Genomic DNA, 13,064 nt, shown 5'->3' with positions numbered 1-13,064 from the left:
GCCATCATGGTGCAGGCATGGTCATTCAATCCAATTTATTATTCTTGCTTAATTAATCGGAATTGTGAATGAATTACGTATGACCCTTGATCAACTTCGCATCTTCCTGGCGGTGGCCGAGCGCGGACATATGACCCGCGCGGCTCAGGCGCTTGGCCTGACGCAGTCCGCCGTCTCTGCGGCTATTGCCGCGCTTGAGGCGCAGCACGGGGTGCGGCTGTTCGACCGTGTCGGGCGCGGGATCGAGCTGACCGAAGAAGGCCGCAGCTTCATTCCCGCCGCGCGTGCGGTGCTCAGTCAGGCGGAATCGGCGCGGCTGATGCTGGACGATCTGGCCAGCCAGACGCGCGGGCATCTGCGCATCTTCGCCAGCCAGTCGGTCGCAAGCTACTGGCTGCCCGCGCGCCTTGTGGCGCTGCGCGAACGCCATCCGGGGATCGAGGTCACGCTGAGCGTCGGCAACACGCATCAGGCCGCGCAGGCCGTGACCGAGGGGGCAGCCGATCTGGGCTTTGTTGAGGGGGATCTTCCGCCAAGCGATCTGCGCCGTCAGGTGGTTGCGCGCGATGAACTGGTGCTGATCATGGCGCAGGACAATCCGCTTGCCACCCGCCCGGCGCCCGGCGCGTCAGATTATCCGGCGCTGCGCTGGATCCTGCGCGAGACGGGCTCGGGCACGCGCTCGGTCTTCGAGGCGCATCTGGCGACCCTTGGGCTGACGGTCGCGCAGCTTGAGGTCGTGCTGGAACTCCCCTCGAACGAGGCCGTTCTGGCCGCCGTCGCCGCAAGCCGCTCGGTCGCTGTTGTCTCGGCGCGGGCGGTGGGGGCCGGGCGCGGGCAGGGGCTGGCGGTGCATCGACTGGCGGGAGATGCGCGCCCCGAGCGGCCCTTCGTTGTCCTCTCGCACCCCGAGCGCCACCGGACCCGCGCGGTCAGCGCGATGCTCACGTTGATCGACGAGATGCGCGAAACCCGCGCCTGATCCCGCGACTAAAGATGAATCCCCTGCAGAATTCCGGGTTTCTGCGGCTGCAACTGTCTCGCCCCTGAGACAGTCGGGCCATGCCGCAGGTGCAGCCCTGCTATTCAGATTGGGCCCGATGCCACAGCCTCAACTCGTCCCGGGCCCATGGAGGGTCCGTCACTGAGGGAGGATAAAACCATGGCCAATGATATGGCTTCCGAATTCCAGGGCGTTCATGTTTCGCCGTTCAAGGCGCGTTACGACAACTTCATCGGCGGCAAGTTCGTGGCGCCGGTCAACGGCCGCTACTTCGACAACGTCACCCCGATCTCGGGCGAGAAGGTCTGCGAAGTCGCCCGTTCCGACGCGGCCGATGTCGAGCTGGCGCTCGATGCCGCCCATGCCGCGAAAGAGGGCTGGGGCACCACCTCGGCCGCGCATCGATCGAGCGTCCTGCTGAAGATCGCCGATGTGCTTGAGGCGAACCTCGACCTGCTCGCCGCCGCCGAGACCTGGGACAACGGCAAGCCGATCCGCGAAACCACCTTCGCCGACATCCCGCTGTCGGTTGACCACTTCCGCTACTTCGCGGGCGTGCTGCGCAGCCAGGAAGGCTCGATGTCGGAAATCGACAACGACACCGTTGCCTATCACTACCACGAGCCGCTCGGCGTCGTTGGCCAGATCATCCCGTGGAACTTCTCGATCCTGATGGCGGCGTGGAAACTTGCCCCGGCGCTGGCCGCCGGTAACTGCATCGTGCTGAAGCCCGCCGAGCAGACCCCGGCCGCGATCATGGTTCTGGTCGAGCTGATCGCCGACCTGCTGCCCCCGGGCGTGCTGAACGTCGTCAACGGCTATGGCGCCGAGGTTGGCGCGCCGCTGGCCAAATCGTCGCGCATCGCCAAGATCGCCTTCACCGGCTCGACCGCGACCGGCCGCAAGATCATGCAAGCCGCGACCGAGAACCTGATCCCGGTCACGCTGGAACTGGGCGGCAAGTCGCCGAACATCTTCTTCTCGGACGTGATGGCCAAGGACGATGCGTTCCTTGACAAGGCGGTCGAAGGCTTCGTTCTGTTCGCCTTCAACCAGGGCGAGGTCTGCACCTGCCCGTCGCGCGCGCTGATCCAGGAAGACATCTACGAAGCCTTCATGGAGCGCGCCATTGCCCGCGTGAACGCCATCAAGCAGGGCGATCCGCGCCTGATGGAAACCATGGTCGGCGCGCAGGCCAGCCAGGAGCAGCAAGACAAGATCCTGTCCTACCTGCAGATCGGCAAGGAGGAAGGTGCCGAGGTTCTTTGCGGCGGTGATGCGGCGCGCTTCAACGGCGATCTGGCGAACGGCTTCTACATCCAGCCGACGATCCTCAAGGGCCACAACAAGATGCGCGTGTTCCAGGAAGAGATCTTCGGGCCGGTCGTCTCGGTGACCACCTTCAAGGACGAGGAAGAGGCGCTGCACATCGCCAACGACACCATGTATGGCCTGGGCGCTGGCGTGTGGTCGCGCGATATCAACACCTGCTACCGCTTCGGCCGTCACATCCAGGCCGGTCGTGTCTGGGTGAACAACTACCACGCCTATCCGGCACACGCGGCTTTCGGCGGCTACAAGCAGTCGGGCATCGGTCGTGAGACCCACAAGATGATGCTCGACCACTACCAGCAGACCAAGAACATGCTGGTCAGCTACAACCCGAACAAGCTGGGCTTCTTCTAATACCTCCTCGCCCGGCTACTGGGCCGTCCCTTACGGGGCGGCCCTTTTGCTTGGCAAGGCGGAAGAAAGAAGGGGTTAACCCGTGCGGCGGAACTGCGAGGGCGTCTTGCCGATCTTGGTCTGGAAGGCGCGGGTGAAATAGGCCGGGCTGGTGAAGCCGAGCGAATTCGAGATCTCCTTGACCGGCAGGCGCGTGTCGACCAACAGGCGGCGGGCCTCGAACATCTTGCGGTCTTGCAGCAGGTCAGAGGCCGCGCGTCCGCAGGTGGCCCGGCACGAGCGCGTCAGATGCGTCGGAGTCACCCCCAGTTCGGCGGCGAAATCGGCCACTCCGTGACCCGTGCGGAAATCGCGTTCCAGCAGGGCGGCGTAGCGCGCCACCAGCCGCTTGGCAGCCGAGGGTTTCGGCGCCTCGTCCGCCGCGGTGCCCAACTGCCGCTCAAGCCAGACGCTGAGCAAGCCAAGATAGTGCTTGGCCGCGCGGTCTGATCCGGGGCTGTCGCTGTTCATCTCACGCTGGACCGAGTCGAGAATGCCCGATAGCTCAACCTGGCGCGAGTTCTCGCGGATGCGCAGGTGATGCGTCGCATGGGGCAGGGTGACGCCATGGTCGCGCCCGAAGAACAGCGCCACGCCATGGGTCTGCTGGCTGATCTCGAAGCCATGCATGACCCCGGCGGGGATGAAGATCGCGTTGTGCGGGCCATAGCCGCGCGTGACGCCGCCAATGGTGATGCGGCCCTGACCACGGGTGAACCACAGCAGGCACGGCTCGGAAAGCGCGCGCATCGCCTCGACCCGCCAGCGCCCACCATGGGCAAGGCGCGTGATCGGCATGACGCGGATGTCCGAGGGCGTCTCGGGCAGGGTAGTGGCGCGCGCCGTGGGTGCGGTCGCTGCCTGCGTCTTGGGTTTCGCAAATTGCGACAGGGGCGGTGCGCTGAACAGTTTCAACGGTCGGACTTTCGCTGGGGCCGGTCTGGCGTGCTCGATTTTTTCTGAAGAATAGGCGCGAAGCCCCTTATTTCCAACAGATTTCGCCAAGCATTGGCGGAGCGTTGCCGGTTCTCCTCAGGGTCGCACGATCTTGTGCCAGTCCCGCATTCGGGCACGAAACCAAGTACGCTGGCGCTTGGCATATTGGCGCGAAGCGGCCTGCGCACGGGCGCGAGCCTCGTCAAGATCGCAGTCGCCGCGCAGATAGTCGACCAGTTCAGGCGCGCCGATCGCCTTTGCCCAAAGCGCCTCCCGGTCCCAGATCGGCAGGATCGCGCGGACCTCGTCCAAGGCGCCTTGCTCCAGCATCAGATCGAAGCGGCAGTCGATCCGCTCGGCCAGCCAGTCGCGGTCAGCCTCGATCACCAGCGGCACGCAATCGGACAGCGGCAACAGCGGCGGCGGCGTGTCGTCCTGCCATGCGGCCAGTCCGCGCCCGGTCGCGCGCATCACCTCCCATGCGCGCTGAACCCGCATCGGGTTGAGCGGATCAACCCGGCCTCGCGTCTCGGGGTCCAGTTCAGCCAGCATCGCCTCGTGACCCTCACGGGTACGGCGCGCGTCCGCCTCGGCGCGCACCTCTGGCGGCGTGGCGGGAATGTCCGCCAGCCCCTCGGTCAGCGCGGTCAGGTAAAGCCCGGTGCCGCCCACGATGATCGGTCGCGGCCCACCCGCGCGATGCGCCGCGATCAGGGGCTGCGCCTCGCGTAGCCAGTGCCCGACCGAACAGTCCTCGCCCGGCTGCTTATGGCCATAAAGCACATGCGGCGCGCTGGTTTCGTCCTCGACCGAGGGGCGGGCCGAAAGCACCCGCCAGCAGGACCAGATCTGAAGCGCATCGGCATTGACGATCACCCCGCCGCCGTCCCGCGCGATCTCCAACGCCAGAGCGGATTTGCCGCTGGCAGTGGCGCCGGCGATCAATACCGGCGCATCGGAGCGGATCTGGGGCAGGTTGTCGTTCATATCCTTACGTCTTTTCAGTGGGTTGTGCAGGCTGCGTCAAAATCCCCGGGTCATGCCGCAATCCCGAGGTTGAACCTGCCCGTCATTTGCGACATTTTGCGCGGCAATGACAACCTGCAGATTTGGGGGCCCGGGATGACTGTCGATGCAGAGCCGACGGTGAAATACAAGCGTGTGCTGTTGAAGATCTCGGGCGAGGCATTGATGGGCGATCAGGGCTATGGCCTGCATCCGCCGACCGTTGCCCGCATCGCGCGCGAGGTCAAAACCGTCCATGACATGGGCGTCGAGATCTGCATGGTGATCGGCGGCGGCAATATCTTCCGCGGCCTCGCAGGCTCCGCCCAGGGGATGGAGCGCACGACCGCGGACTACATGGGGATGCTCGCCACCGTCATGAATGCTCTTGGCATGCAGGCGCAGCTTGAGGCGCTTGGTATCCACACCCGCGTGATCTCGGCGATCCCGATGGATCAGGTTTGCGAGCCCTATATCCGCCGCCGCGCCGTCCGCCACCTCGAGAAGAAGCGGATCTGCATCTTCGCGGCGGGCACCGGCAACCCCTATTTCACCACCGATACGGCCGCCACCCTGCGCGCCAATGAGATGAACTGCGAAGCCATCTTTAAGGGCACCAAGGTGGACGGGGTCTATGACAAGGACCCGAAGAAATTCTCCGACGCCAAGCGCTACGATACCGTCAGCTATGACGAGGTGCTGCAAAAGAACCTCGGGGTGATGGATGCTTCGGCCATCGCGCTCGCCCGCGACAACAACCTGCCGATCATCGTCTTCTCGCTCGACGAGCCGGGCGGCTTCCGCGGCATTCTGGCCGGTCAGGGCACCTACACGCGGGTTCAGGGCTAACTATCCCGTTCTTCTTGGCCAAAATACCTCGGGGGTTCGGGGGCGGCGCCCCCGTTCTACCCCTACCCATCGGGCGTAAAGCCCGCTAAAAAGACACACGATCAAAGACCCGGGAGGACCCATGTCCGACGATATCGAAATCGACACCGACGACCTTGAACGCCGCATGGATGGCGCGATGGCCGCGCTCAAACACGAATTTGGCACCCTGCGCACCGGTCGCGCCTCGGCCTCGATGGTTGAGCCGATCATGGTCGACGCCTACGGCTCGCTCGTCCCGATCAACCAGGTGGGCACGATCAACGTTCCCGAACCGCGCATGGTCACCGTGAACGTCTGGGACAAGGGCCTGATCAACAAGGTGGAAAAGGCGATCCGCGAGTCGGGTCTGGGGATCAACCCGCAGACCAACGGCCCGATCATCATGCTGCCGATCCCCGAACTGAACGAAGAACGCCGCCGCGAGCTGACCAAGGTCGCCGCGCAATACGCCGAGCAGGCCCGCATCGCCATCCGCAACGTGCGCCGCGACGGCATGGACCAGATCAAGAAGGCCAAGGGCAACGGCATGTCGGAAGACGACGTGAAGTTCTGGGAATCCGAGGTCGAAGATCTGACCAAGAAGCACATCGGGGTTGTCGATAAGGCGCTCGAGGCGAAACAAGCCGAGATCATGCAGGTCTGACCCCCGGGTCCGACCGTCGATCCGCAGCGAAAGGCGGCCCCATGGTGCTCAGCGCCTCCGACCAGCCAGATCCGGGTACGCCGGCCGCCATCAGCGGCGTCGATTATGGCGTTTCCCATGTGGCGATCATCATGGATGGCAACGGGCGGTGGGCCGTCAACCGCGGCTGGCCCCGTCTGGCGGGGCACCGCCGTGGCGCCGAGCGCGTGAAGGAAATCGTCCGCGCCGCGCCCGAGATGGGGGTCAAATACCTCACCGTCTATGCCTTCTCCACCGAGAACTGGAAACGCTCGACCGAGGAAGTTCTGGGTCTGATGGCGCTGTTCGGGCGCTACATCGAGAAAGAGGCCGACGGTCTCTCGCGAGAGGGGGTCCGTCTGCGGTTCATCGGCGAGCGTGGGCGCCTCGACAAGCGGCTCGTGAAGCTGATGGAGGGGATCGAGGAGCGCACGCGCGCCAATACCCGCCTGACACTGACCGTTGCTATCAATTATGGCGGGCGCAACGAGCTGGCCCGCGCGGCTGCGCAACTGGCGCGCGACCATGCCGAGGGCCGCATCGGCGCCGAGGGCCTGACCGAGGCGGCGCTGGCCGAGCGTCTCGATACCGCAGGTCTGCCCGACCCCGATCTGGTGATCCGCACATCGGGTGAGACGCGCACATCGAATTTCCTGCCCTGGCAGGCGGCCTATTCCGAATATGAATTCACCCCGACCCTGTGGCCCGATTTCAGCCCGCAGGAGCTTGCCGCGATTCTGAGCCGTTTCGGCGCGCGCGAACGGCGCTTTGGTGGAGCCACCGCATGAGTGCACCGCAGGCGACAAATGGCGGTGGGCGTTGGGGCGATCTGCGGGCGCGGGTGCTTTCGGCCGTTGCGATGCTGGTACTTGGCGCTGGCGCGATCTGGTGGGGCGGGCTGGTCTTCGCCGAGCTGGCCATCGTCGTTTCGGGCCTGATGATCTGGGAACTCAGCGCCATGACCGCGCCCGAGCGCAAGTTCGAGGCGCGCCTTCTTGGGGTTCTGGCGTCGCTCATCCTTGCTGCGGTGCTTTGGCTGCACTCGCCGCTGGCGCTGGTTCTGCTGATCCTGCCCTCGGTGATCGGGGCGCTGACACAGCGGCGCGACCGGGCGATCTATGCCGTTTATGCGCTGGCGGTGATGTTGACCGGTTACGGTCTGGTCGCCTTGCGCGCAGGACACGGGCTTGGCGCGATTACCTGGATCATCGCGATCGTGGTGGTGTCTGATATTTCGGGTTACTTCGCCGGGCGCACGCTTGGAGGTCCGAAGTTCTGGCCCCGCATCAGCCCGAAAAAGACCTGGTCGGGCACCGTTGCGGGCTGGATCGGTGCGGCCATCGTTGGCTGGATCTTTGTTTTGTTCGGCGGGGGGCACGGCCTTATCTGGCTCTCGCCGCTGCTGGCTTTCGCCGGTCAGATGGGCGATATCGCCGAAAGCTGGATCAAGCGGCGCGCGAGCATCAAGGACAGCTCGCACCTGATCCCGGGGCATGGCGGCGTGATGGATCGCTTCGACGCGCTGATCGGCGCGGTACTGATGCTGCTCCTGATTGCACAGATCATGCCGCTGCCGCTGTCAGAAGGGTAAGGGATGCGCAGGGTTTCGGTTTTCGGCTCCACCGGCTCGATCGGGGTCAATACGCTTGATCTGCTGACGCGGCAGGGCGGGGCCGAGGCCTATCAGGTTGTCGCGCTTAGCGGCGGGCGCAATGTCGATCTGCTGGCCTCGCAGGCGCGTTCGCTTCGCGCCGAACTGGCTGTCACCGCGCATGAAGACTGCCTTCCGGCGCTGCGCGCGGCGCTGCATGGCTCGAGTATCGAGGCGGCGGCGGGGCAGGCGGCACTGGTCGAGGCCGCCGCGCGCCCGACCGATTGGATCATGAGCGCAATCGTCGGCGCGGCGGGCCTTGCGCCGGGCTTTGAGGCGCTGCGCCATGGCACGACGCTGGCACTGGCCAACAAGGAAAGCCTTGTAACGGCAGGCCCGCTTCTGCTGGCCGAGGCCGAGCGTCACGGCGCGCGCATCCTGCCCGTAGACAGTGAGCATTCGGCGGTATTCCAGGCGCTTGTCGGCGAAGAGATGGAGGCGGTCGAGCGCATCATCATCACCGCCTCGGGCGGCGCCTTCCGCGACTGGCCGCTGGATCGTCTGGCTACGGCAAGCGTGGCCGAGGCGTCGAGCCACCCGAACTGGGCGATGGGCCAGCGGATCACCATCGACTCGGCTTCCATGTTCAACAAGGCATTGGAAGTCATTGAAACTAAGGAATACTTCCGCGTCGACCCTGAGATGATCGAGGTGCTGGTGCATCCCGAAAGCCTGGTGCATGCGCTGGTCGGTTTCCGCGACGGCGCGCTGATGGCGCATCTGGGCGCGCCGGACATGCGCCACGCCATCGGCTATGCGCTGAACTGGCCCGAGCGGGCCGAACTGCCGGTCGCGCGGCTCGATCTGGCGCAGATCGGTAGGCTGAGCTTCCGCGCCCCCGATCTGGCGCGTTTCCCGGCCCTGCGGCTGGCGCGCGAGGTGATGGAGATCGGCGGCACGGCGGGCGCCGCGTTCAACGCCGCCAAGGAGGCCGCGCTTGATGCCTTCATCGACGAGCGCATCGGATTTCTCGACATGGCACATCTGGTCGAGCGGGTGCTCGCGCAGATGTCAACGCGTCAGGGCCTTGGAAATATTACCGTCAGCCTCGATAACGTCATGGCGACGGATGCGGAGGCCCGCGCCCTTGCCAGTGAATTTATTTCGACCGGAAGGATCTGAGTATTGGATTTCCTGAGCAGCATCCTCGGAGCGGGCTATACCATCGCCTCGTTCGTCATCGCGCTTTCGATCATCGTCGCGGTGCATGAGTTCGGCCATTACATCGTCGGGCGCTGGTCGGGCATCAAGGCCGAGGTCTTCTCGCTTGGCTTCGGGCCCAAGCTGATCTCGCGCGTGGACAAGCGCGGCACGCGCTGGCAGATCGCGGCGATCCCGCTTGGGGGTTATGTGAAGTTTCTGGGCGACGCGAATGCGGCCTCGGCCGGTGTCGATCAGGAAGAGATTGCGCAGCTAAGCCCCGAAGAGCGCCGCCACACGATGCATGGCGCACCGCTTTGGGCGCGCGCGGCGACGGTGGCTGCGGGGCCGATCTTCAATTTCATCCTGTCGATCGGCGTGATCTCGGGGTTGATGCTGTGGTCCGGAACGGCGACCGAGCAACCGACCATCGGCGAGGTCGTGGCCCTGCCGCAAGGCACCGGAGCGCTGCAGACGGGGGATCGCCTGCTTGCGGTCGAAGGAATCGAGACGCCCGATTATCTCTCGCTTGACGCGGCATCGAAGTCGGTGCCCGCGCGCGAGTGGCTGAATTACGTGGTCGAGCGCGACGGCGCTCAGTTGGAGCTTTCGGGGCCGCAGCTGCTGCCGACGCGGATGGCTGGGGTGGCCGCGCAATCGGCCGCCTACGAGGCGGGGCTCGAGGCGGGCGATGTGATCGAGACGGTCAACGGAGCGCCGGTCTGGCAGTTCCGCGAGTTGCAGGACGCGGTGAAAGCCGCCGATGGCGCTCCACTGACCATTGGCATCTGGCGTCCGGCCAAGGATGGGCAGGGCACGCGATTCGAGGTGACGCTGTCGCCCAAGCGCACCGATCTTCCGTTGCCCGAGGGCGGGTTCGAGACGCGCTGGTTGATTGGTGCGAGCGGGTCGTTCTTCTTCACCCCGGAAACCCGACCCACGTCGATCACCGAGGCATTGCGCGGCGGCGCGACCCAGACCTGGGGGATCATCTCGCAATCGGTCTCGGGGCTGTGGCATATGGTCACCGGGCAGATTTCCTCGTGCAACCTGCGCGGCGCCATCGGGATTGCCGAGGGATCGGCCGCGGCGGCAAAATCGGGGATGCCTGATTTCATCTGGTTCATCGCGCTTCTGTCCACGGCGGTCGGATTTCTCAACCTGTTTCCGATCCCCGTGCTCGACGGCGGGCACCTCGTTTTCCACGTCTGGGAAGCTGTTGCGGGCAAGCCGCCTTCGGATCGTGTGCTGAACGGGCTGATGGCCGTGGGCATGGCGCTTGTGCTGACGCTGATGCTGTTTGGCCTGTCGAACGACCTCTTCTGTCCTTGACGGATTGCGCCACGCGAGGGCCGCATTTCAGCCATATTGGCGGGCTAGTTTCTATCCGTGAACCTTTTGGAGGAGGTCCGGAGATGCAACTCGTTCTGTCCCACGGATATCGCAGCCTGTCGATGATCTATGATCTGGCCATCGACCGTGTTTTGCCTCCGCTCGTGATCATTCTGGCTCTGGCAGCAGCCGGGGTGATCGGGGTTCATCTGGTGGAATATTTTGACGCCGGAGCCATTCCCGGCCGGATTTGACGCGGGCACCCCATCCCAAGTGAAATTCTGACAGGGCGCAGGTCAATCCTGCGCCCTGTGCTTTTGACAAGATCGGGCTTTCCCGATAGTCACTTTGGGGAAGAGAAATGCCAAGGGGCGGGGTGAGGGCAATGAACAACTGGCTGCAACGTGGGGTCGGGCTGTCTGCTGCTAAGACGCTTTCCAAGAAAGCGGCAATTTTGCTTTCCGTTGCAATGGTTTGGACGGCTGCGCCGCAGTTCGCCACCGCGCAGGATTACCAGTTCAGCAAGCTTGTGATCGAGGGGAATGAGCGGATCGAGCCGCAGACGATCATCACCTTCGCCGGAATCGGTAAGGGGCAGGCGGTCTCGGCCGGTGGGCTGAACGATGCCTATCAGCGCCTGCAGGCCTCGGGCCTGTTCGAAAAGGTCGAGTTGGTGCCGCAAGGCAACACCCTTGTCATCCGCGTTCAGGAATACCCGACGGTCAATATCGTCAACTTCGAAGGCAACAAGCGCCTGAAGGACGAGGATCTCGCGCAGATCGTTTCCACCCAGTCGCGCAAAGTCTATTCGCCTGCCACGGTGGAGGCCGATGCGAACAAGATCGTTGAGGCATATTCGCAGGCTGGCCGTTTCGCCGCGCGTGTCGATCCCAAGGTAATCCGCCGTGACGGCAACCGCGTGGATGTGGCCTTCGAGATCAAGGAGGGTAAGGTCTCCGAGGTCGAGCGCATCTCGTTCACCGGCAACCGCGCCTACTCCGACCGCAAGCTGCGCAACATCCTGTCGACCAAGCAGGCGGGCCTGTTCCGCCAGATCATCCAGCGCGACACGTTCATCGCCGATCGCGTGGAATATGACCGTCAGCTGCTGACCGATTTCTACCGCTCGCGCGGCTATGTCGATGTGCAGATCACCGGCGTTTCCTCCGAGATGACACGCGAGCGTGACGGCTTCTTCATGACCTTTAACGTGCGCGAAGGTCAGCAGTTCAAGTTCGGCAGCATCTCTACCGTTTCCGAGGTCGGAGAACTCGACGCCGAGGAATTCCAGAAACAGGCCAAGATCCGCTCGGGTGTCGTCTATTCGCCCAATGCCGTGGATCTCGCCATTACGCGGATGGAAGAGCTGGCGCTGCGCAAGGGTGCGCAATTCGTCCGCGTCGAGCCCCGCGTGACCCGCAATGACCGCGATCAGACGCTGGATATTGAGTTTGCGCTGGTGCGCGGCCCGCGCATCTTCGTTGAACGGATCGACATTGAGGGCAATACGACCACCCTCGACCAGGTGGTCCGGCGCGAGTTCCGCACCGTCGAAGGCGACCCCTTCAACCCGCGCGAGATTCGCAACTCGGCCGAGCGTATCCGTGCGCTTGGGTTCTTCTCGAACGCCGATGTGAACTCGCGTCAGGGTTCGTCCTCCGACCAGGTGATCGTGGATGTGAACGTGCAAGAGCAGCCCACCGGCTCGTTCGGGATCGGCGCAAGCTACGGCGTCGAGGCGGGCTTTGGCGTGACGCTGGATCTGCAGGAATCGAACTTCCTCGGTCGCGGCCAGTATCTGGGGTTCTCGCTTAGCACCAGCTCGGACAACCAGCAAAACCGCCTGACCTTCGTCGAGCCCTATCTCTTCGGGCGCGACCTCAAGGGCCGGTTCAGCGCCTGGTACACGACGTCGGAAAACGACAACAGCTACTTCTCGACCAGGCGCATGGGCATCACTCCGGCGATCGAGTTCCCGATTTCGCGCAACGGCCGGCTTGAGACGCGCTATACCTATTCGCGCGACAAGCTCTATGACATCACCACCGAGTCGTCCGAGATCCTGCAGCGCGAGGCCGGAGAGCGCGACCGCTCGTCCTTCGGCTATACCTATACCTACGATACCCGGACGAGTTCGATCGACCCGCGGTGGGGTATGACCTTCCGCTTCAGTCAGGATCTTGCGGGCTTTGGCGGCGATGTCGAAGCACTGTCGACGAACGCGCTGGCGCGGGTTGAGCGCAAGGTGCTCCAGGAAGAGGTCACCCTGCGTGCCGAGCTGGAAGGCGGGGCGATCCATGCGCGCGGCAAGACCGACCTGACGATTCTCGACCGTTTCTCGGGCAACGGGAAAGTGCGCGGTTTCGAAAGCTGGGGCTATGGTCCGCGCGACGTCAATGCAGAGAATGAAGATGCACTGGGCGGCAAATACTATGCCGCGATGCGCGTTGAGTCCGAGTTCCCCCTGGGGCTGCCCGAGGAATATGGGATCACGGGCGGTCTGTTCTGGGATGTCGGTTCGGTCTGGGGGCTTGACGATACGCTCGGGACGGGCGGAAACGAGGTGGATGATAGCTTGAATTGGCGCTCCTCGATCGGCCTGTCTGTGTTCTGGACGACGCCCATCGGTCCGCTGCGCTTCAACATCGCCAAGGCGCTCAAGAAAGAAGATTACGACGAAGAGCAGGTGTTCGACCTGACGATCTCGACCAAGTTCTGAG

Annotated in this window: 12 protein-coding genes; 10 read left to right on the top strand and 2 right to left on the bottom strand. The window is 64.1% G+C overall.

Annotated features, from left to right (window positions below):
• Positions 1–79 precede the first annotated feature (79 nt).
• Both N3C64_RS11935 and adh read left to right on the top strand, forming a co-directional pair.
• Complete coding sequence (locus N3C64_RS11935) at positions 80–982, top strand: LysR family transcriptional regulator (protein ID WP_260014626.1); 903 nt, start codon at positions 80–82, stop codon at positions 980–982.
• Positions 983–1,162: 180 nt separating this feature from the next.
• Positions 1,163–2,689, top strand: coding sequence for an aldehyde dehydrogenase (adh, locus tag N3C64_RS11930; RefSeq protein ID WP_218629805.1), 1,527 nt, complete (start codon positions 1,163–1,165; stop codon positions 2,687–2,689).
• Positions 2,690–2,764: 75 nt separating this feature from the next.
• Here the strand turns inward: adh and N3C64_RS11925 are convergent, their stop codons facing one another.
• Both N3C64_RS11925 and miaA read right to left on the bottom strand, forming a co-directional pair.
• On the bottom strand, positions 2,765–3,643 hold the full coding sequence (locus N3C64_RS11925) for an AraC family transcriptional regulator (protein ID WP_260014624.1): 879 nt from the start codon (positions 3,641–3,643) through the stop codon (positions 2,765–2,767).
• Between the two features lie 117 nt (positions 3,644–3,760).
• Entirely contained in the window at positions 3,761–4,651 is an 891-nt protein-coding gene (gene miaA, locus N3C64_RS11920) for a tRNA (adenosine(37)-N6)-dimethylallyltransferase MiaA (RefSeq protein ID WP_260014623.1), read from the bottom strand.
• 135 nt (positions 4,652–4,786) lie between these two features.
• Between miaA and pyrH the strand changes: the two genes are divergently transcribed.
• The 8 genes from pyrH to bamA all read left to right on the top strand — a co-directional run bounded on the left by pyrH (position 4,787) and on the right by bamA (position 13,063).
• Positions 4,787–5,518: a UMP kinase gene (gene pyrH, locus N3C64_RS11915; RefSeq protein WP_218629807.1), complete on the top strand. Its 732-nt coding sequence runs from the start codon at positions 4,787–4,789 to the stop codon at positions 5,516–5,518.
• Between the two features lie 121 nt (positions 5,519–5,639).
• On the top strand, positions 5,640–6,203 hold the full coding sequence (frr, locus tag N3C64_RS11910; RefSeq protein ID WP_218629808.1) for a ribosome recycling factor: 564 nt from the start codon (positions 5,640–5,642) through the stop codon (positions 6,201–6,203).
• 41 nt (positions 6,204–6,244) lie between these two features.
• Positions 6,245–7,009: a polyprenyl diphosphate synthase gene (gene uppS / locus N3C64_RS11905; protein WP_260014622.1), complete on the top strand. Its 765-nt coding sequence runs from the start codon at positions 6,245–6,247 to the stop codon at positions 7,007–7,009.
• Positions 7,006–7,812 (top strand): phosphatidate cytidylyltransferase, encoded by an 807-nt coding sequence (locus N3C64_RS11900; RefSeq protein ID WP_260014621.1) that lies wholly within the window; start codon positions 7,006–7,008, stop codon positions 7,810–7,812. The genes uppS and N3C64_RS11900 overlap by 4 nt, the downstream gene beginning before the upstream one ends.
• Positions 7,813–7,815: 3 nt before the next feature.
• Positions 7,816–8,994 carry a 1-deoxy-D-xylulose-5-phosphate reductoisomerase gene (gene dxr, locus N3C64_RS11895; RefSeq protein ID WP_260014619.1) on the top strand — a complete coding sequence of 393 codons (1,179 nt, stop codon included), beginning with the start codon at positions 7,816–7,818 and terminating at the stop codon, positions 8,992–8,994.
• Positions 8,995–8,997: 3 nt separating this feature from the next.
• Complete coding sequence (rseP, locus tag N3C64_RS11890; RefSeq protein WP_260014617.1) at positions 8,998–10,344, top strand: RIP metalloprotease RseP; 1,347 nt, start codon at positions 8,998–9,000, stop codon at positions 10,342–10,344.
• Between the two features lie 83 nt (positions 10,345–10,427).
• Entirely contained in the window at positions 10,428–10,598 is a 171-nt protein-coding gene (locus N3C64_RS11885) for a hypothetical protein (protein ID WP_218629813.1), read from the top strand.
• Between the two features lie 215 nt (positions 10,599–10,813).
• Complete coding sequence (gene bamA / locus N3C64_RS11880) at positions 10,814–13,063, top strand: outer membrane protein assembly factor BamA (RefSeq protein WP_260014614.1); 2,250 nt, start codon at positions 10,814–10,816, stop codon at positions 13,061–13,063.
• Position 13,064 lies beyond the last annotated feature (1 nt).

Origin of the sequence: Sedimentimonas flavescens, assembly GCF_025154035.1 — a bacterium.
Taxonomy (GTDB): domain Bacteria; phylum Pseudomonadota; class Alphaproteobacteria; order Rhodobacterales; family Rhodobacteraceae; genus Rhodobacter; species Rhodobacter flavescens.
This window is presented reverse-complemented; position numbering and strand designations above follow the sequence as displayed.